Source organism: Paenibacillus riograndensis SBR5 (genome assembly GCF_000981585.1).
GTDB lineage: Bacteria > Bacillota > Bacilli > Paenibacillales > Paenibacillaceae > Paenibacillus_AQ > Paenibacillus_AQ riograndensis.
Genome location: NZ_LN831776.1, coordinates 7,353,691 through 7,373,255 on the forward strand (window position 1 = coordinate 7,353,691; position 19,565 = coordinate 7,373,255).

Genomic DNA, 19,565 nt, shown 5'->3' on the forward strand with positions numbered 1-19,565 from the left:
GGCAGCCTAGAATTTTTTCTTAACGTTCTTATCCAAATGATCAAGCATTATTCCGGTTCCTTTGACCACACAATGCATCGGATCCTCGGCCACCCACACCGGAACGTGCAGTTCCTCAGAGAGCAGCTCGTCCAGTCCGTTAAGCAGTGCGCCTCCGCCGGTCAATACGACACCCCGGTCGATAATATCCGCAGACAGTTCTGGCGGTGTGCGCTCCAGCACCGATTTGGCCGCAGCCACGATGGAGGAAACCGGGTCCCACAGCGCTTCTTTTACCTCACCCGAGGAAATAGTCAGCGTCTGGGGAAGCCCGCTTACCATATCACGCCCTCGGATATCCATTTCGGACTTCATGCCGCCCGGCCGAACCGATCCGATGTTCAGCTTAATATCCTCAGCCGTACGCTCGCCGATCAATAGCTTGTACTTCTGTTTAATATATTTTAAAATGGCCTCGTCGAACTTGTCCCCCGCAATTTTGATCGAGGAGGCGGTAACAACGTCGCCCATGGACAGCACGGCTACATCCGTCGTTCCGCCGCCAATATCGACGACCATATTTCCACTTGGCTGATAAATGTCCATGCCCGCGCCTATCGCTGCCGCTTTGGGCTCTTCTTCCATAAAAACTTCCTTGGCCCCGCTGCGTTCGGCTGCTTCCCGGATTGATTTCTGCTCAACTGATGTAATATTTGTGGGGGCGCAGATCAAAATACGGGGCCTTGCGTACCAGGAACGGCCGCCTACGCGGTCAATAAAAGATTTCAGCATCATTTCCGTAATCGCAAAATCAGCAATGACACCATCCCTAAGAGGACGGATCGTCATAATATTTCCCGGTGTGCGGCCTACCATCCGGCGTGCCTGTTCGCCTACAGCAAGGACCTTCTTCGTATCACTTTCGAGCGTGACCACGGAGGGTTCATCCAGAACGACTCCCCTTCCCTTGACATGTATGAGCACATTGGCCGTGCCGAGATCGATTCCGATATCCTTGCTAAGCATAATGAAAGAGCCCCCAAAGTGTTATTTTAAAATAAAAGAAAGTATAAGTTCACATATACTTTAACCTTCTATTTTCTCACTGGAACGGATACCGTCCTCATACCGGACGGCGCAGCCGTTACCTCATAAATGAGCGTAATAGTTAGTTAGTCCCAAATTTAAAAATACCATACTTTAGGGGATTGAGACAATAAAATAAACCTGAATTATTGCTTAAATTCCGACAATCTTATGGCTTTGAAGCTACGGCAACCTCGCGTTTTTTTCCTGTTGTTTTTTTATATTTAATTTTTGTGGCTTCTCCCCCCCGAAGATGACGAATGGATTTGTGATATTCGAGAATGTGCTTCACCTGATCGGCCAGATCAGGGTTGATCTCGGGCAACCGCTCCGTTAAATCTTTATGCACCGTGCTCTTCGAAACGCCAAATTCCTTGGCTATGGTCCGGACCGTATGCCTGGTTTCCACGATGCAGCGTCCGATTTTAATCGTCCGTTCCTTGATGTAATCGTGCACGCTCCCGCCTCCCAACTGTGGATAGTTTGGTACATTATATGAGGGGCGGGCCTATATATTCGCGCTTTCAGGACGTGACAAGCTTCTGAAGGCTCATTTTATTTCCTGGACAACCTAAAAATGCCCATACAGGCGATGGAATGAGCGAAAAGCAGGAGGCTCGGCAGCCTCCTGCTCCATTCCCCGGCTTACCGCTGCGGCAGCAAATCGGAAGGGTTGACCAGCTTGCCATCCTCGTACACTTCGAAGTGCACATGGTTGCCAAGATTCTTCTCGATTTCACTGCGGCCAGCGGTTGCCAGCATGTCCCCTTGCTTCACTTCATCGCCCTGCTTCACCTTGGTGTCACCGAGGCTTTGATAGACGGTCTTCACATTGCCTGTGCTTGTGATCTCGACAACCTTGCCGAATACCGGAACATCTTCAACCCGCGTAACTTCACCACTAAGTGCTGCTTTGACATCAAAAGGCTGATTGTCTTCACGGGCAATGTCGATACCTGCGTTAGGCACGAAGGTGTCATTATACTGCACCATGGCGGCCACATGATTCTCTTCAGTTCCTTTCTCGTCGTAGAATGGCTTAACAACTTCTACATCAGCCGGACTGGCTACCGGCCAGACCATGCTTTCGGCCGAAGCAACCACTTCGAGTGCTGCCGGGTCATCTTTGGCTGATCCTGCTTCAGTCCCTGTACCTGCGGCTTCCTGGGAAACGACAGCTGCGGTGTCCGGCTTCAGCGGCTTCTGGCCTGCGTCCTGATAGACCCACACCAAGGTTAGTATAATTGCCGCTGCCGCCGTGTAGACTGCCGGGAATACCCAGCGTTTAGATAACATTCTGTTCCATGAAGAAGGCTTGGCGCCTGAATCTCCCTGCTTGTTTTTGAGAGATTCATCATGGTTTGTCTTGTTTTTGTCTTGTTCATTCATATGTTTATCACCTCAGTAACCAGTGTTACCGGGCGCTTCGCTTTTATACGTATCTTGCAAGTTATTTTTTCAGGAGAGTTGAGACTTGGTTAAAAGAGATGCCGCTGTAATAGTGTTTGAGAATTTGCGTAGCAGTGCTCCCCTGCTTGGCCATTCCGTTCGCCCCCCACTGGCTCATGCCGACCCCATGGCCGTTTCCATAGGTTGTAATCAGAACCTTGTTCCCCTTCCGCTTCCAGGTGAACTGGCTGGAACGCAGCCCCAGCTTCTCGCGCACCTCCCTTCCGGTGAACACCATACCGCCGATCGATATTTTCTGCACCCGGTGTCCGGCTGTCAGGGACAGTACTTCTGCAGGCAGCCCAGAGGCCGATGAAGAGGAAACGGGCTTCGCTGGTCCAGAAGCTGCAAGATCTCTGGAAGCCGGAAGTGCCGCGGCAGCAATCCCCAGCTTCTGTATCAGCTCAGCATTTGAGAATGTATATGTCACCGCCAGATTCGGCGTAATGTCCTGATCCCATGGACTTGCCACACTGCGCAGGTAAGGTACAGCCGCATTCCAGTAATCCTCCGAATTTTCGGTATAGCCTCCGCTGGAGGCGAAGAAGGATGCCGTGATCGGCTGTCCCTGGTAAGTCATAACCACCCCGCGCGTCTCCAGGACCGCGCGGCGGACCTTGGCCAGCTCGGCGCTCCTGCCGCCGCGCGTCCACTTCCGTTCCAGCGCAGCCTTGGAGACGTAAGCCTGATGGCTTACCGTATCCGTCACATCCGCGCCCGGAACGGGCACGCCGCTGTGGTCGCCGGCCTGCAGGCGGCGCACAATGAAGGTGCGCGCCGCGACGGCTTGCGCTTTGAGCGCTTCCAGCTCAAAGCCCGGCGGCATCTCGGCCGCAACCACGCCGCTGACGTATTCCTCCAGCGGCAATGTCTCAATTTGTCCGCTGTGCGACAAATAGACGGAGACCTTCGGCTGCGGGGCTTCCTTCGCAGCCGGTGCCGGCGGCGCCGGGGAGGCCGTGGCCGGCGGCACGGCCGGCAGCGCCGGTTGTCCCCCGCGCAGCGGGACAACGGCCAGCGGCAGCAGCAGCCCCGCCAGCAGGGGCGCTGCAAGCCAGGCGGCGGGGGCGAGCCGCCTGATCCGGGGCTTCGCGCGCCGCACGGGCGCGAAGCGGCGCGGCCGTTCCATTTTGCGCCGCAGCTGTTCTATTCTGTGCCGCAGCAGGTAGCGGAAATCTTTCATCTCTATGTCTCCTTCCCTCAGTCACCGTTGATTCTTATAGATATGAATTCCGGGCAACTGCTAGAACGCCAATCTGAGAGAAAGAGAGTCTGCTTTTATTTATCCGGCCGACGGGAGTTTTATTGAACCGGAATGCGCAGCCGCGTTCCGCTTGAATTCGCCGGGGGTGCTCAGAGTACCGTTCGAACTTACCTGAACAAGCTAAAAAGGCCTTACCGCAGCAGCGGCAAGACCATTCCTAGTGTTTTGTTGTTAGACCCAGGTGGGCTGAACCTGAAAGCGGGGCTTAACCTCTTCGCTTTTGAAAGATTCGCTGCGGGCGGTTTCCGGTTTCAGGACCTCTTCCTTCACTGCCGGAGCAGCTGCACCGGATTCTTCCATGGAAATCCGCCATATGTCCGCACCAAGTCCCGACAGCTTCTCCGCCAAGTTCACGTATCCGCGGTCAATATGATGGGTCCCGCTGACTTCTGTCGTGCCTTCAGCAACAAGGCCTGCCAAAATCAGTGCCGCGCCTGCACGCAGATCTGTTGCGCATACTTTGGCGCCAACCAGTGCAGCATTGCCGGTTACGATAGCGGAACGGCCTTCAATCTTGATCTCCGCATTCATATTGTGAAATTCATCCACATGCATGAAACGGTTCTCAAATACCGTCTCTGTTACTACGCTGGTTCCTTCAGAACGAAGCAATAACGCCATCATCTGGGATTGCATGTCTGTAGGGAAGCCCGGATAAGGCAGTGTCTTCAAATCCACCGCCTTGAGCGGTTTGTCGCTGATTACACGGACACCATTCTCATCCGGAATAATTGTAACACCCATTTCTTCCATCTTGGCGATAACCGGGCCGAGGTGGTCCGCAATCGCGCCTTCCACATAGACATCCCCGCCTGTTATCGCCGCAGCCGCCATATAGGTGCCTGCTTCAATCCGGTCCGGGATGACATGGTGCTTCACGCCATGCAGGCGTTCCACACCTTCAATGCGTATCACTCCGGTCCCTGCGCCGCGCACGACCCCGCCCATACCGTTCAGGTAATTGGCCAGGTCGACAATTTCCGGTTCTTTTGCCGCATTCTCAATGACTGTTGTGCCTTCGGCGAGTGCTGCCGCCATCATTATGTTTTCGGTCGCGCCTACGCTGGCCACATCCAGATATACCTTGGCTCCACGCAGCCGTCCGTTTGATTTCGCTTCAATGTATCCCTGACCCAGGCTGATTTCGGCGCCAAGCGCTTCAAACCCCTTCAGATGCTGGTCAATCGGTCTAGTTCCGATGGCGCAGCCGCCAGGTAAAGAAATGCGTGTATGACCCAGTCGGGACAAAAGAGGGCCCATCACCAAAAAAGAAGCCCGCATTTTACGCACCCATTCGTATGGTGCCTCATAGGAAGTAATGTTTCTGGCATCAACCTCAATCACATCGTTCTGGTATGTAACACCCGCACCCAGAGATTCCAGCACTTTGCTGATGGTCATTACATCGTCAAGCGGAGGTGCGTCCACAATGACGCTGACTCCTTCTTCTGCCAATAGAGAGGCGGCTATGATCGGTAGTACGGAATTTTTTGCGCCGCTAACTTTCACGCTCCCGGTCAATCTGTTGCCACCGCGGACGATAAATTTGCTCATTACGGTTTCCCTCCGCGTCCATTATTTCTGAAATTATTTCTGATATTAATGCTCAGGGTATAATGCATTTCTAACATTGCCTGACCTGCGCCCGAGGTGCGGGCACGCTCCTTAAACATCAGTGTTGACATAATAAAACCGTATTATTCGACACGTTTCTTACCGCTTAGGGCCTAAGACTGATATAACCAAAGCGGCCTTTCTTAAAACATGTTGCGGATCTGCCCGCTCCAGCCCAGATAATCCAGCAGGAACCCGGCCACGAAGTGGCCCAGTACAATCGCCAGCAACAGATGCAGCAGTCTTCCTTGAGGGCTCTTGGGATATCTTATGACCAGATCGAGCTTAAGGTTCTGAAGTGCCCACCAAGATATTGCAACACAAAATAAAGAGACGATCATTGAAACTAAACCGCTGGTGCCGATCGAGCTTGACAACTCATCATAGAATCTTGAATCCATGTTAGCCCCCCGTGTATTAAGTTACTCGGAAATCGACTCTTATATCATACTTGCGCAGGGGAAAAGAATCCAGTACTTTTACAAACTTTTAAACATTTCAGACCATGTGAGGATGGATGTTAGCGTATTATTTACTTTTTCAAGCAGAAATGGAACCCTTGTTCCTTCCTTTATCCATATATCTGAAAAAAACGGCCAAGCCCCAGGCTTGACCGTACAGCTATTATTGTTGTCCTTTTCCGGTGGACACTTTGATCCGTGTAACGGCGCGCTGAAGCGCCAGCTCCGCACGGCGGTGGTCAATTTCATCCTGTTTGCTGCGGGATTGAAGGCGGCGCTGGGCCCGTTCCTTCGCCGCTTCGGCGCGTTCAACATCGATTTCCGTAGGCAGCTCGGCACTTTCGGCCAGAACTGTCACCTTGTCTTTATGCACTTCCACGAACCCGCCATGAACAGCGATAGTGACTGTAGCACCATCCGCTTTAATGAACATCGGAGCAACCTGAAGTGGAGTCACAAGCGGAATGTGTCCCGGCAAAATACCCAGATCGCCATCGGCTCCCTTTACCGTCAGGCTGTTAACCTGCTTGGAGTAAACGAGATGCTCCGGCGTGACAATTTCCAACAGAAAGGTATTCACTTTCATTCCTCCTCAGAGCTTTACGAAATAAAGCTCGCATCGAAAGCATTATCCATAGTTCAGGGTTACATCGATTTCGCTTTTTCAACCGCTTCTTCGATCGTTCCGACAAACAGGAACGCTGCTTCCGGAAGATCATCATGCTTGCCTTCCAGAATCTCTTTGAAGCTGCGTACGGTTTCTTTGATTGGCACGTATTTGCCCTTGAAGCCGGTGAATTGTTCGGCCACGTGGAAAGGCTGCGACAGGAAGCGTTCAACCTTACGGGCACGGGCTACAATGACCTTATCTTCTTCACTGAGCTCATCCATACCCAGGATGGCAATAATGTCCTGAAGCTCGGTATAACGCTGCAGCAGCTGCTTAACGCCCTGTGCCACGTTGTAGTGCTCTTCGCCGACAATTTCCGGAGCGAGGATACGTGAGCTGGAAGCCAGCGGGTCAACGGCAGGGAAGATACCTTTTTCGGAAATCTTACGCTCCAGGTTGGTAGTTGCATCCAAGTGGGCAAATGCCGTTGCCGGAGCAGGGTCAGTGTAGTCATCCGCCGGCACGTAAATAGCCTGGATCGAGGTAACCGAACCTTTTTTGGTGGAAGTGATGCGCTCTTGCAGCTGGCCCATTTCTGTTGCCAGTGTAGGCTGGTAACCTACGGCAGAAGGCATGCGGCCAAGCAGTGCGGATACTTCGGAACCCGCTTGGGTAAAGCGGAATATGTTATCGATAAAGAGCAGCGTGTCGCGGCCCTCCACATCGCGGAAATACTCCGCCATGGTCAGTCCGGTCAGGGCTACACGAAGGCGTGCGCCCGGCGGCTCATTCATTTGTCCGAATACCATGGCCGTTTTCTTGATAACGCCGGAATCGGTCATTTCATGATAGAGGTCATTACCTTCACGGGTCCGTTCGCCAACACCTGCGAATACGGAGATCCCGCCATGTTCCTGTGCGATGTTGTTGATCAGTTCCTGAATCGTTACGGTTTTTCCTACACCGGCACCGCCGAAAAGGCCGATTTTACCGCCTTTGGCGTATGGGGCGAGAAGGTCGATAACCTTGATCCCGGTTTCCAGAATCTCCGCTTGTGTCGACAATTCATCAAATGTCGGAGCCAGGCGGTGAATCGGATTTCTGTCCGCAACAACTTCAGCACCGTTATCAATCGGATTGCCCAGCACGTTGAATACACGTCCAAGAGTTGCATCGCCAACCGGAACCGAGATCGGTCCGCCCTGGTCAAGTGCTTCCAAGCCGCGGACCAGACCGTCTGTGGAAGACATGGCGATACAACGCACCAGATTGTCCCCCAGGTGATTGGAAACCTCCAGGGTCAGCTCACTGGTGCTGCCGTTTGCCAGGCTGGTTACAATCTTGATAGCGTTGAAAATCTCGGGCAACTGGCCGCGTTCAAATTCAATATCGACAACCGGACCCATAATGCTTACAACGCGTCCTTTGTTCATCTTAATATTTCCCTCCTCGAAAGCTGTTGCATTAAAGCCGAAGACATGGCTTCGTTTATATCCTAAGACTGCGCGTTCGCTCCGGCCACGATCTCGGTAATTTCCTGCGTAATGGCCGCCTGACGGGCACGGTTATACGTAAGGGTAAGGTTCCCGATCATTTTGGACGCGTTCTTCGTTGCACTGCCCATCGCTGTCATTTTCGCACCCAGCTCGCTGGCCTTGCCATCCAGAATAGCGCTGTAAATCAGTGTTTCTGCGTACTTGGGAAGCAGTACTTCAAGTACACCTTCCGCTGAAGGCTCATATTCGTACGTTGCATGCAAGCCTTCTGCCTTTTTCTCCTGATTCTCCATAGGTTCCATAGGCAGCAAGCGGTCCACCGTAGGCACTTGGCTGATTGCATTCACGAAACGGTTATAGCAGAGATACAGTTCGTCGTAGACGCCTGTTTCGAACTGCTGTACCGCCGAGTAGGCAATCGACTTGATGTCGGCAAACTTCGGTGTATCGGAGAGCTCAGTAATTTCCTCCACAATCGGATATTCACGGCGGCGCAGAAAGTCACGGCCTTTGCGGCCGATAACGAACAGCGCATATTCGTCCTTGGACTTATGGCGCTCTGCGAGCAGCATTGTCACTTTACGGAGAATATTAGCGTTGTATCCGCCTGCGAGGCCTCTGTCGGAGGTTACAATCAGATACGCGGTTTTCTTCACGGGACGGCTGACCAGCATCGGATGCGTTGCATCCTGAGAACCGGCAGCAATGCTGGCTACGACCTCTTTCAGCTTCTCTGAATACGGACGGGCCGCTTCTGCCTTCTCCTGGGCTTTGCGCAGCTTGGAGGCGGCAACCATCTCCATGGCTTTAGTGATCTGTCTGGTGTTCTGAACGCTCTTGATTTGACGTTTAATATCACGCATACTTCTTGCCATGATTTCACCACCTTAGAGCTTTGACGAAGTCAAAGCTAACTTCGAAAGCATAATCTGAGCTTTGACGATAATAAAACTAACTTCGTAAGCATATTCCAGAGCTTTGGCTAGGCCAAAGCTCGCTTTAAAGCAGTAGTAGAGTTGCCGCAGGGCTTAGCTAGTTGCGAAGCCTCTTTTGAACTTCTCAATAGCTTCCTTAAGAGCAGCTTCGTTATCAGCAGTCAAATCCTTAGTATCGGAGATAGACTTGGCAACGGCAGCAGCATTGCTGTCCATATAAGCCAGGAATTCCTTTTCAAACCGTTTTACGTCTTTGACAGGGATATCGTCCAAGTGGCCTTTGACAGCCGTATACAAGCTGATTACCTGATGCTCAACCGATAGCGGCTGGTTCACACCCTGCTTCAGGATTTCCATCATACGCGCACCACGGTTCAGACGGGCTTGTGTAGATTTATCCAGATCAGAACCGAACTGGGAGAATGCCTGAAGCTCGCGGTATTGGGCCAAATCCAGACGGAGTGAGCCGGCGACCTTCTTCATCGCTTTGATCTGCGCCGAACCGCCGACACGGGATACAGAGATACCCACGTTGATCGCCGGACGTTGACCGGAGTTGAACAGGTCGGATTCCAGGAAGATTTGACCGTCCGTAATCGAGATTACGTTCGTAGGAATGTAAGCTGATACGTCAGAAGCCTGTGTTTCGATGAACGGCAGCGCGGTTAATGAACCACCACCAAGCGCATCGCTAAGCTTAGCTGCACGTTCCAGCAGACGGGAGTGCAGATAGAATACGTCACCAGGGAATGCTTCACGGCCCGGTGGGCGGCGGAGCAGCAGGGACAATTCGCGGTAAGCGGAGGCTTGCTTCGAAAGGTCATCGTAGATCACGAGGACATGCTCGCCTTTGTACATGAAGTATTCGCCCATTGCGCAGCCTGCGTATGGAGCAATATACAGCAGCGGGGACGGCTCGGAGGCCGAAGCGGTTACAACGATTGTATATTCCAGCGCGCCATGGCGGCGAAGGGTTTCAACAACCTGTGCTACTGTGGACTGCTTTTGGCCGATGGCAACATAGATACACTTCATGCCATTGCCTTTTTGGTTGATAATCGCATCAATCGCGATAGCTGTTTTACCGGTTTGACGGTCACCGATGATCAGCTCGCGTTGTCCGCGGCCGATTGGCACCATCGCATCGATGGCTTTAAGACCGGTCTGCATCGGTTCATGCACCGATTTACGGTCGATAACGCCCGGTGCATTGTTTTCTACCGGACGGAATTCAGTTGTTGCAATCGGGCCTTTGCCGTCCAGCGGCTGACCCAGCGCGTTCACTACGCGGCCGAGCATAGCTTCACCCACGGGAACCTGCATAATCTGCCCTGTACGTTTTACTTGGTCGCCTTCACGAATCTCTGTGTACTCACCCAGGATAACAACACCGACGTTGCTTTCTTCCAGGTTGAGCGCCATGCCCACTACTCCGTTGGAGAACTCCAGCAGTTCCCCTGCCATCGCGTTTTCCAGACCGTAGACACGGGCGATACCGTCGCCGACTTGAATGACGGTGCCGATTTCGGCCACTTCGATATCGGCTTTATATTGCTCAATTTGACTTTTGATCAAACTGCTGATCTCTTCAGGTCTAATGCTCAATATCCTCACCCCTATCTTCTATGCTTATCATTAAAAGATTTCTCAAGACGCGTAAGTTTGCCGGACAGGCTGCCGTCATAGAGCGTATCGCCAATTATGACCTTAAGTCCGCCAAGCAGGCTCTTATCAACCACATTTGTGATACGGATATTCCGGCCTGACAAACGGCCGAATTCTTCGGCAACCTGTGTTTGCTCGCTGCTGCTGAGCGTATAGGTTGAATAGACGGTGGCATCTGCCAGACCAAGACTATCCCCTTCAATCTTGATATAGCTGTCCAGCAGATCCGGAAGAATATCCATTCTGCCGCGCTTCATCAGGATTTCCAGAGTGTTGATAACCGCCCCCGACAGCTTGCCTTCCAACGCTTTTTTCAGTACGGCAAGCTTGTTTTCACCGGTAATCCGCGGAGAGCTGATAAATCTCTGCAGCTCTGCATCCGAATTCAGCGCAGCAACCAGGCTTTTCAGATCCTCTTCAACTTCCATGATCTGCCGTTCTTCAAAAGCAACCTCGAACAATGCCTTCGCATATCTTTTGGCGACTATCGTATCCTGACTCATGACCGGCCTCCAACCTCTTTGAGGTACTGGTCAACAAGCGCTTCCTGCTCAGGATCGGAGCTGACTTCCTTCTGCAGCAATTTGGACGCAATCTTGACCGATGCCGCTCCAAGCTCGCCGCGCAGTTCTTCAACCGCTTTGTTCTTCTCGTTCTGGATATCGCGAACTGCCTCTTCCTTAATGCGCGAAGCCTCGACCTTAGCCTGATCAATCAGCTGTTCGGTTTGCTTACTGCTGGTTTGTCTGGACTGTTCAATGATCTCAAGGGCTTCTTTGCGGGCAGTTTGAAGCGCCTGTTTCTGCTCTTCAACATAAGAAACTGCCTGTTCGCGGGTCTGAGCAGCTTCATTCATCTGCTGCAGTACGAGTTCGCGGCGTTTCTCCATAACAGAGAACAACGGTCCGAAAGCGTACTTGTTCAGCAAAAAGTATAAAATCCCGAAGGCAATAATTGCCAGCACGGAAGATTCCCATACAAAAGACAATGTTAGACACTCCTTTCTGTTGCACGTTCATATCTTAGGTCTTTTCTAAAAAGAAGGCGCGGAGGGCTTTTGCCTTCCCCGCCAAACATTTGTAAATCTTAAGCTGCTCCAACGTAGAACATGAAAGCAAGTACTACACCGATGATCGGCAGGGCTTCTACCAGTGCGACCCCGATGAACATTGTAGTCTGCAGAGTGGATTTCGCTTCTGGTTGACGGGCGATACCTTCTACTGTTTTGCTGACAATTAGACCGTTACCAATACCGGCGCCAAGCGCTCCCAAACCTACTGCAATTGCAGCTGCCAAATAAGCCATAACTCCCATTGTGTAAATCCTCCTCAAAGATATGTTTTAGTGTGTATTATCAGCCAGACTCGAAATGTATTTCCGCCTTGGCATAAATCTTGTTTCTAACATTTCCAGCGTTTAGTGCTCGTCATGGGTTTCAAGCATTTGTGAGAAATACACCATGGTCAGCATAACGAAGATAAAAGCCTGGATGGTCCCGATGAATATACTGAACCCTTGCCATACAATCAGACCAAGTACAGAAGCGATCCAGCCCCCTACACCAAGCGCAGCCAATTTGAGGATAACGGATATCAGCACCTCGCCGGCAAAGATATTACCGAAAAGACGCATCCCGTGTGTCAGCAGCTTAGATACCTGCTCAATCAAATTGATCGGGAAGAAGAATGGGTAAGGTTCAAAATAGTGTTTGAAATAGTTTTTGGTGTTGCGCGTCATACCCACGATATGGGTCATCAGGAAAATCATGACTGCAAGTCCCATTGCTACTGCAGGGTCTGCTGTTGGCGATTTCCACCACGCTACGCCTACCTCAGCCTCTTCATGAGAGCCGGTATTTACCGTTCCCGCTTCAGCATGCAGTTTGTCCAGTTCTTTGGTTACCGAAACGATTTCCTTCCCGAACACCTTGGCATGCTCTGCATCGTGATAATCCGTGACAATCCCTAACGGAAGCCCGAGGAGGTTGCCGACAAACAAAAACATGATCAGCGCCATACCGAGAGAAAGGAACGGTTTGCCTTTTTTGAGATCCATGGTACTTGAAATCAGGCCTTGAACGAATTCAATTGCCCATTCCAGGAAGTTTTGCAGTTTGCCGGGATTCTCGACCGATAGGTTACGCGTTGCCAGAAGCGCGAGCACAAAAACAATGGTACAGGTCACTAATAGCATCAGCACGATTGAAAGGTCGATATGTAAACCGCCCAGCATAATAATTGGTGATTTATGCATTTTTTCTCACCCCTTTCTCCATTGTAGCCTTTAACTTTCTCTACGCGAAAACCCAATTCCTATTATAATAAGAAGAATTGGAGCCAAGAGCAAACTGCCAGCCACCGCAATCATATTAAAAACCTGCGGTGTTTTAAAGGCTACCATTACTCCCAAGAGACTAAGCGCAGCACGAGTCAGATACCCCAGGCTTACAAGCCTCTTGCCTTCACCCGCCATGGTATCTGCCACTTGCCGGACTTTGTAGCCCAGGTAGGTCACATTAATGCATCCAATAGCTCCGCCAAGCGCCATGCCAAAGCCTATACTCCGGAAATCCGGGAATACGACCGCAGCCAGAACGCATAGAACCACGAAGCAAAGTGTTGCCAATGCCAATACCTTGCGGTATCGAGACATATCATCCATCACTTTCCTCCATGACAGCTTTAATAATGAAGATGACACCTGCGATCCCGCACAACACACCCACGATGACACCGAGTGCCACCCCGAGTCCGGAGCTGTTCCATTGATCATCCAGCCATGCTCCCAAGAAATAACCGCCTAATGTAAAGGCGGCCAAATTAACCCCGACAGCGCTGACAAGACTCACAGCTTTGAGCGCGTGACCCGTCTGTTTATGCGGTTCTGCAGGCTTATTAGGCCCCTTCATTTCAACACATCCTTAGAAGTCCCATTCATTTTACTGAATGTTACAAGAGTTTGTCAATCCAGCGCAAATCATGGCTTTTTCGGATGAAAGTATGAAAATAATCACAGCATAAGATTCCAAAACCATATAAACCGTACAGTTTTACTGTATGTTGATTTCGGTGCATTCAGAATATCGATTTCAAGCTACTTTGTTCATTTTGTGAACATTCTGTGAAACTCTTCCGGACGGTCTTGAATTACACCAAAATGGTGCAAAATCGCATTGACAATTCTTTCGGAGGCTTTGCCGTCTCCATACGGGTTGGCGGCCCGGCTCATGGACTGATACAGCTCCTGATCAGTCAATAAAGCATGTGTCCGTTGATACACCTTCTCCTCGTCCGTGCCCACAAGCTCCAGCGTTCCGGCTTCGATCCCTTCCGGGCGCTCGGTTGTATCACGCAGCACAAGCACGGGAACTCCAAAGGAGGGAGCTTCCTCCTGCAGGCCGCCGGAATCGGTCAATATCAGGTGGGTATGCGGATAAAAATTATGCAGGTCAACGACATCCAGCGGATCAATCAGCTTGATTCTCGGGTGTCCGCCAAGTATCTCATGCGCCGGTTCCTTGACTGCCGGACTCGGATGCACAGGATAGACTATAGCTACATCTTCAAATTCATCAGCGATTCTTTTGACAGCACGGAAAATATGACGGTGCGGTTCGCCTTGAGATTCCCTGCGGTGCGCCGTCATTAAAATAAGTCGTTTTCCTGAAGCAAAATCCAGTACAGGATGCCGATAGTCCGGCTGTACGGTATATTGAAACACATCAGTTACGGTGTTGCCTGTGATATAAATACTTGATTCTTTTTTGTTCTCGTGTCTCAAGTTACCCGCTGACCAGTCAGTCGGAGAAAAATGCAGATCGGCAAGAACTCCCGTCAATTGACGGTTCATTTCCTCGGGATACGGAGACAGCTTGTTCCAGGTCCTGAGTCCTGCTTCTACATGTCCTACCTGAATTTGCTGCAGGAAAGAAGCGTAGCTGGCGAGGAAGGTGGTAAGTGTATCCCCATGCACCAGCACCAGGTCCGGCTTCGCTTCCCGAAGCACCGGCTCCAGCCCTTCCAGTACCCGGATCGTAATTTCATTCAGCGTCTGGCGGTCTTTCATTACATCCAGGTCATAATCAGGAGTAATCTTGAATACCTCAAGCACCTGATCCAGCAGTTCACGGTGCTGCGCTGTTACGCAAACAACGGATTCAATATGCTCGGGATGCTTGGCAAGCTCCAGGACCAAAGGCGCCATTTTGATCGCCTCGGGGCGCACACCAAAAATCGTCATCACTTTAATTTTGGACATAACCCCTACCCTCTCTTCACAAATCCTCATTATTGTTTGGTCTGTTTGTTTTATTCTATAGTACTACTACTTGATTGAAGTTCATTTGGTTCCATACAGCCGGTCTCCGGCATCTCCAAGCCCGGGCACGATATATCCGTGCTCATTCAGATGATCATCCAGCGCAGCAACATAGATATCTACATCCGGGTGGGCAGCTTGTACAGCGGCAACGCCTTCCGGAGCGGCAATCAGGTTCATCATCTTGATCTGGGTGCATCCGCGGTTCTTCAGCGAGGTAATCGCAGCAATGGCAGAGCCGCCTGTAGCCAGCATCGGGTCAATCACAATCAATTCGCGTTCCTGGACATCCGTAGGGAGCTTGATATAATATTCGACCGGCTGAAGGGTTTCCGGATCACGGAACAGTCCGACATGCCCTACCTTGGCTGCAGGAAGCAGCTTCAGCACGCCTTCAAGCATCCCCAGTCCCGCACGCAGAATCGGAATCAGACCCAGCATTCTTCCGGAAATCACTTTGCTCTGTGTCTCTGCTACCGGTGTCTGAACGGTGATAGTCTCCAGCGGGATATCCCGCGTAATCTCATATGCCATAAGTGTAGCGACTTCATCAACATGCTCTCTGAACTCTTTCGTATTCGTCCGCACGTCGCGAATAAATGTTAATTTGTGCTGAATCAAAGGATGATCGCAAATCACCAATTTTCCCATTCTTGTCCCTCCGGTAATTGTAAGTCTTATCTATAGCCGCAGAAAGCGCTTTTGCTTCTCCTATGGCTAAATCCTGTCTATTATATCATCCTTAGAGATGCATTTCATCCAGCGAAATATACATGCTATCAGAAATATATCTGTGAATAGTTAAATATGCTTAATAAAAAAGTCAAAGTTTTCATTGTTTTTTCTTCACTTTCATGAAATTCACATTTTTTTCACTATTTTTATCGAAAATTCCATGAACAATATGTAAATTCCTCAGAATGAATCAGTTTAATTACACTCCTTTTCTGTGAACATTTATTTAACAATTTAATGAGATATCCATTTTTCCTGAACCTCTTTTTTAGTTAAATTATTTGTATACGTCTAGGCTTTACTTTTGTGCTCAATTATAAACTTGGGAATAACATTCTTAATATCCGGATTACATTCTCCATTACAACGTTTTTGTAAGATAAAACTTCTTAAAAAGAATATCATAGTTGACAAATTGAAAAGGGCTAACCAGCAACCCGGTTAACCCCTGATATCAATATCCTTAGAGCATTTTTATTCAAACTACTTGTGAATACTTGCAATGAATAATTTCTAAACTACCATATTACTTTCCCGCTACAATTTGTTAAACAACCAATACTACAGGACCAATTGCAGTTCGTATTGCAGCCACCTACGCAACTTCCCCATGTACAAGTTCCGCATGCATATCCCTGCACATCGCTTCTTGAGTTACTTGTTTTAGAAAACAAATGACGCATTCTCTCTCACCTCCTTTTTAAAGTTTTGCTGAAGGATTGGTGATCAATGGATTTGATTCCACCTCTAGAACAATCATTTATTCAACTTTGATCAAAAAAATCTCATTTGTATTAAAATCTATTTTCCAACTTCCGTTTGCAGATGATTTCCAAGTATACTTACGAGCCTTCTCACTCCACCAGTGTTCAAGTTTAACCGTTGTTTTTCCTAAGTCAGCTACAATTTTTTCATATATTAATTCTATTTCTGCAATATCATTATTCAAACAAGGTAAAGAGGAAAACAATTCTTGAAGAGCAGTCTTTCTTTCATACAGATTCAATATTTCATCTTTTTCCTGCTCTGAAACTATACCTACTTTTTCATTAGACATTAATTTCACTCCCTTTTAATTTGGTATTATTTCTCTTAGAAAGTATTAATTCAAGCGGATCAACATAGTTAACTTTCTCAAAGTTGTTGTGTACAATAAATCCATTTTCATTCATCATCAGCTTGAGTTTATGAGAATTATTACGTTCAATGTGGCTAATCGTGCATTGAACCTTTGACGGTATATTAATTTGGGAGGTTAGTTTTTTATTTAAATATTTACATCTGCTGCAATGATAGGCATCGCATGAGTTGCAGATAGGTGATTTTTCAACACTCAGCATTTCTTTATCTTTTATATCTATCCCTATTGTAAGATCACCTATAAAATTTTTCTCATTTTCAAAGTAAAATGCAGGACAAGTATAAAACTTCCCGTTAGGTGCAAGAGTAAAGGTGTGTTCCCCTGCATCACAATTAGACATTTTATCTAGATGCAATATGTCGGTGAGCACGTTTAATTCTAATGGTTCCCCGATTCTAGAATAGCTTGAAAGTAAAAATTCAGATAATTTTTGCAATTCATTATCATAACTATCCAAATCTTGTTGACTCCATTGTTCTAGATCAGAAATAACCAGGTTTACTCTAGAGAATTTGAGATTTATTTTCACTATTAACTGAGTTAATTCACTTATCTCATTTTTACTTATAATGAGAATACAATTTTTGCTCTTGGCAGGAATGATCATATCCAACTGTTTAACACTATGATCAAATACTATAATTGAATTTTCTGGATTTTCAGAATTATAGCTCCCCCCAACTCTTAAAGCACTCCTATTCGACTTGCTAGACGGGATTTCACCTACTAAAACCGGGATCAAATTATTTCTTTCACAGAACTCCAACCCTGCAAAATAAATATCCTCTTCCATATAGGTGACTTCTTTATTATTCTCTGGTACTAAACAATTGAATGAAGCGTCTGTTGAGAGAATAATTTGAAGATAATTCTGCCTAGTATTATGTAATCTTCCTTTTTTTCTATCTACAGTCATACCAGTTTTTTCTTCAAATCTACTCCAAAAATAATCATTAGCACGACAATTTGCTTTGTGCATCTCACAATTAAATGTAGTTCTTTTAAATATAGTCCCTGAATCAGCTACATCGTAATTGTTCCCAACACACCAGGAGCAGCCACTAGCAACACTGCACTCAATACATTCCTTTGGACTTTGATTTCTTATTGTCAGGACTTCAAAGGGTCTCAATTTATCCCGGTTAAATCCCGAATATATATCTCCAACTGAATAACCTTCTCTATTATTCAATGAATAATCAACAAATCTTAGGCAGGGATAGAGCTTTCCTTGATAGTCTATTGCAACCATATTCCCAGTACCGCAATAAGTAGAATTTAGATCTTCTTCGGTAAAGGGCAACCCAAACGATCCTTTTTGAAAGAACCTAATTTTATGATCTATCCAAAGATCATTTTCTAAAATGTAATCAGCTAATTTCTTCAATTGGTCTTCAAAAATCAATTCGTCTCCTTCATGCCAAACATCCTCATAAATAATGTTGGCAGATACATCTTTAATTCCTAAATTCCACAGACTTATTACACTGTCCATTAAATAGGGAATGTCTTCATGGGAATATGTTGCTTTGGTATGTGTATTCGGAAATTGTTCTTGCCATAAGGGTACATTTTTCACAACTAAATCATACGATCCTCTTCCATCTGGAAATATTCGCTGCAGATCATGTTTTTTTTGGTTTCCATCAACGCTTATTCCAATACTTACTTTATGACGATTTTTTTTAATAAAATTTTGTACTTTTTGAGTTCCATAATATATTCCATTTGATGAGAAGCTAAATCTATAATTTCCAAACCAGGGATGTTCTAAGGTAAACATTTGAACCTTAATGTAATCACAAATCCTATCAATAAGATCGATCTCAAGAAATGGCTCTCCACCTATAAATTCCCATATTACGGCATCATGGTTAAAACCTTCCGAGTTTCTTAATATAAAATCAACCGCGTCACGAGCAACTTCAAAGCTCATTTTATTGGTTGTATTTTTTCCAACAATATAACAATATTTGCAGGCGAGATTACAATCTTCAGTAATACAAAAAGTTACTACCTGGGCCTCACTATCTCTCCAATCCTTTGTAAACTCGCCCATTTGATATGGAATAACAGCCATCATGAGTACCTCCATTTGTTTAAATATTTATTTTTCTTTTCAATAAAACACCTATATTTCTAGCCTCACCCCCCCTTTCACTTTTTATTTTCGCTATTTGACCCGTTATATATGCTGCTGCCATACTTGTTCCTCTATAATTTTCGTAGTTGTCTATGTATTTTATATTGGGAATATCCATAACATTATTCGAAGCAATAAAATACCCTTCTCTGAAATCATATTGATTGCAATTAATATCTCCATCTCCCTTTACAGAAACAACATCTTTAAAGTTCGAAGGAAAAGATATCTTTCCCGTATTTGAGGCCGCAGAAACTATTATTATTCCATTTTTACAGGCTCTTCTAATTAAAATTTTTAAAGGTAAGTAATACTTCAATTTACTTGTTCCTAAGCTCATATGAATAATGTCAGGATTTTCTTCAATTGCATGTTTTAAAGCCGATATTAGGATTCGACCGTCCGATTTTAAATCTTTGTCAAGTATGTTGTGACTATTAAATCTCACACTTTCATGGATATGCCTTATTGCAATTGCTATAATCGTTCCATGGTCATTTGAACAGTTAGCCGCACACTTGAAATCCACATGACCTTTTTCATCAATCCAATAATTGAAGGATGAAGCCACATAACAGTTAAGAGCTAGTTTACTCACATCAATTCCGCTATCAATTATTGATATATGGATATTTTGGCGATCGTTATCGGAAGTGACCATAAACAACAA

Annotated in this window: 22 protein-coding genes; all 22 read right to left on the reverse strand. The window is 47.5% G+C overall.

Annotated elements, in window-relative coordinates:
- Nucleotides 1-6 precede the first annotated feature (6 nt).
- The 22 genes from mreB to PRIO_RS31165 all read right to left on the reverse strand — a co-directional run bounded on the left by mreB (nucleotide 7) and on the right by PRIO_RS31165 (nucleotide 19,556).
- Nucleotides 7-1,005, reverse strand: coding sequence for a rod shape-determining protein (gene mreB, locus PRIO_RS31065; protein WP_020428473.1), 999 nt, complete (start codon nucleotides 1,003-1,005; stop codon nucleotides 7-9).
- Nucleotides 1,006-1,234: 229 nt separating this feature from the next.
- Nucleotides 1,235-1,522 (reverse strand): sporulation transcriptional regulator SpoIIID, encoded by a 288-nt coding sequence (gene spoIIID, locus PRIO_RS31070; RefSeq protein WP_019915029.1) that lies wholly within the window; start codon nucleotides 1,520-1,522, stop codon nucleotides 1,235-1,237.
- 188 nt (nucleotides 1,523-1,710) lie between these two features.
- Nucleotides 1,711-2,454 (reverse strand): M23 family metallopeptidase, encoded by a 744-nt coding sequence (locus PRIO_RS31075; RefSeq protein ID WP_020428471.1) that lies wholly within the window; start codon nucleotides 2,452-2,454, stop codon nucleotides 1,711-1,713.
- Between the two features lie 61 nt (nucleotides 2,455-2,515).
- Nucleotides 2,516-3,697 carry a stage II sporulation protein D gene (gene spoIID / locus PRIO_RS31080; protein WP_046505987.1) on the reverse strand — a complete coding sequence of 394 codons (1,182 nt, stop codon included), beginning with the start codon at nucleotides 3,695-3,697 and terminating at the stop codon, nucleotides 2,516-2,518.
- A gap of 252 nt (nucleotides 3,698-3,949) precedes the next feature.
- Nucleotides 3,950-5,332, reverse strand: coding sequence for a UDP-N-acetylglucosamine 1-carboxyvinyltransferase (murA, locus tag PRIO_RS31085; RefSeq protein WP_020426082.1), 1,383 nt, complete (start codon nucleotides 5,330-5,332; stop codon nucleotides 3,950-3,952).
- Between the two features lie 203 nt (nucleotides 5,333-5,535).
- Nucleotides 5,536-5,793: a DUF1146 family protein gene (locus PRIO_RS31090; protein WP_020426083.1), complete on the reverse strand. Its 258-nt coding sequence runs from the start codon at nucleotides 5,791-5,793 to the stop codon at nucleotides 5,536-5,538.
- A gap of 223 nt (nucleotides 5,794-6,016) precedes the next feature.
- The gene (locus tag PRIO_RS31095) at nucleotides 6,017-6,433 is read right to left on the reverse strand and encodes a F0F1 ATP synthase subunit epsilon (protein ID WP_020426084.1); all 417 of its coding nucleotides are present in this window, start codon (nucleotides 6,431-6,433) and stop codon (nucleotides 6,017-6,019) included.
- 65 nt (nucleotides 6,434-6,498) lie between these two features.
- On the reverse strand, nucleotides 6,499-7,896 hold the full coding sequence (gene atpD, locus PRIO_RS31100) for a F0F1 ATP synthase subunit beta (RefSeq protein WP_020426085.1): 1,398 nt from the start codon (nucleotides 7,894-7,896) through the stop codon (nucleotides 6,499-6,501).
- A 62-nt stretch (nucleotides 7,897-7,958) separates the two neighbouring features.
- The gene (atpG, locus tag PRIO_RS31105; protein WP_020426086.1) at nucleotides 7,959-8,834 is read right to left on the reverse strand and encodes an ATP synthase F1 subunit gamma; all 876 of its coding nucleotides are present in this window, start codon (nucleotides 8,832-8,834) and stop codon (nucleotides 7,959-7,961) included.
- Between the two features lie 153 nt (nucleotides 8,835-8,987).
- Nucleotides 8,988-10,499 (reverse strand): F0F1 ATP synthase subunit alpha, encoded by a 1,512-nt coding sequence (gene atpA / locus PRIO_RS31110; protein WP_020426087.1) that lies wholly within the window; start codon nucleotides 10,497-10,499, stop codon nucleotides 8,988-8,990.
- An 11-nt stretch (nucleotides 10,500-10,510) separates the two neighbouring features.
- Nucleotides 10,511-11,062: a F0F1 ATP synthase subunit delta gene (locus PRIO_RS31115; protein WP_020426088.1), complete on the reverse strand. Its 552-nt coding sequence runs from the start codon at nucleotides 11,060-11,062 to the stop codon at nucleotides 10,511-10,513.
- Nucleotides 11,059-11,547 (reverse strand): F0F1 ATP synthase subunit B, encoded by a 489-nt coding sequence (atpF, locus tag PRIO_RS31120; protein ID WP_020426089.1) that lies wholly within the window; start codon nucleotides 11,545-11,547, stop codon nucleotides 11,059-11,061. The genes PRIO_RS31115 and atpF overlap by 4 nt, the downstream gene beginning before the upstream one ends.
- A gap of 98 nt (nucleotides 11,548-11,645) precedes the next feature.
- Nucleotides 11,646-11,873, reverse strand: coding sequence for a F0F1 ATP synthase subunit C (gene atpE, locus PRIO_RS31125; RefSeq protein ID WP_020426090.1), 228 nt, complete (start codon nucleotides 11,871-11,873; stop codon nucleotides 11,646-11,648).
- 102 nt (nucleotides 11,874-11,975) lie between these two features.
- Nucleotides 11,976-12,812: a F0F1 ATP synthase subunit A gene (gene atpB / locus PRIO_RS31130; protein WP_020426091.1), complete on the reverse strand. Its 837-nt coding sequence runs from the start codon at nucleotides 12,810-12,812 to the stop codon at nucleotides 11,976-11,978.
- Between the two features lie 30 nt (nucleotides 12,813-12,842).
- On the reverse strand, nucleotides 12,843-13,220 hold the full coding sequence (locus PRIO_RS31135) for an ATP synthase subunit I (RefSeq protein ID WP_020426092.1): 378 nt from the start codon (nucleotides 13,218-13,220) through the stop codon (nucleotides 12,843-12,845).
- Entirely contained in the window at nucleotides 13,213-13,467 is a 255-nt protein-coding gene (locus tag PRIO_RS31140) for an AtpZ/AtpI family protein (RefSeq protein ID WP_020426093.1), read from the reverse strand. The genes PRIO_RS31135 and PRIO_RS31140 overlap by 8 nt, the downstream gene beginning before the upstream one ends.
- 194 nt (nucleotides 13,468-13,661) lie before the next feature.
- Entirely contained in the window at nucleotides 13,662-14,816 is a 1,155-nt protein-coding gene (gene wecB / locus PRIO_RS31145; protein ID WP_020426094.1) for a non-hydrolyzing UDP-N-acetylglucosamine 2-epimerase, read from the reverse strand.
- An 81-nt stretch (nucleotides 14,817-14,897) separates the two neighbouring features.
- Nucleotides 14,898-15,527, reverse strand: a complete 630-nt coding sequence (upp, locus tag PRIO_RS31150) for a uracil phosphoribosyltransferase (RefSeq protein ID WP_020426095.1) — start codon at nucleotides 15,525-15,527, stop codon at nucleotides 14,898-14,900.
- A gap of 602 nt (nucleotides 15,528-16,129) precedes the next feature.
- Nucleotides 16,130-16,294, reverse strand: a complete 165-nt coding sequence (locus PRIO_RS37565; RefSeq protein ID WP_082118155.1) for an AC3_0185 family rSAM-modified Cys-rich RiPP — start codon at nucleotides 16,292-16,294, stop codon at nucleotides 16,130-16,132.
- 77 nt (nucleotides 16,295-16,371) lie between these two features.
- Complete coding sequence (locus PRIO_RS31155) at nucleotides 16,372-16,668, reverse strand: CXXX repeat peptide modification system protein (RefSeq protein ID WP_046505996.1); 297 nt, start codon at nucleotides 16,666-16,668, stop codon at nucleotides 16,372-16,374.
- Nucleotides 16,661-18,835 (reverse strand): radical SAM peptide maturase, CXXX-repeat target family, encoded by a 2,175-nt coding sequence (locus PRIO_RS31160; protein ID WP_046505998.1) that lies wholly within the window; start codon nucleotides 18,833-18,835, stop codon nucleotides 16,661-16,663. Before PRIO_RS31160 ends, PRIO_RS31155 begins: the two co-directional genes overlap by 8 nt.
- A 16-nt stretch (nucleotides 18,836-18,851) precedes the next feature.
- Nucleotides 18,852-19,556: a S8 family serine peptidase gene (locus PRIO_RS31165; RefSeq protein ID WP_052741550.1), complete on the reverse strand. Its 705-nt coding sequence runs from the start codon at nucleotides 19,554-19,556 to the stop codon at nucleotides 18,852-18,854.
- Nucleotides 19,557-19,565 lie beyond the last annotated feature (9 nt).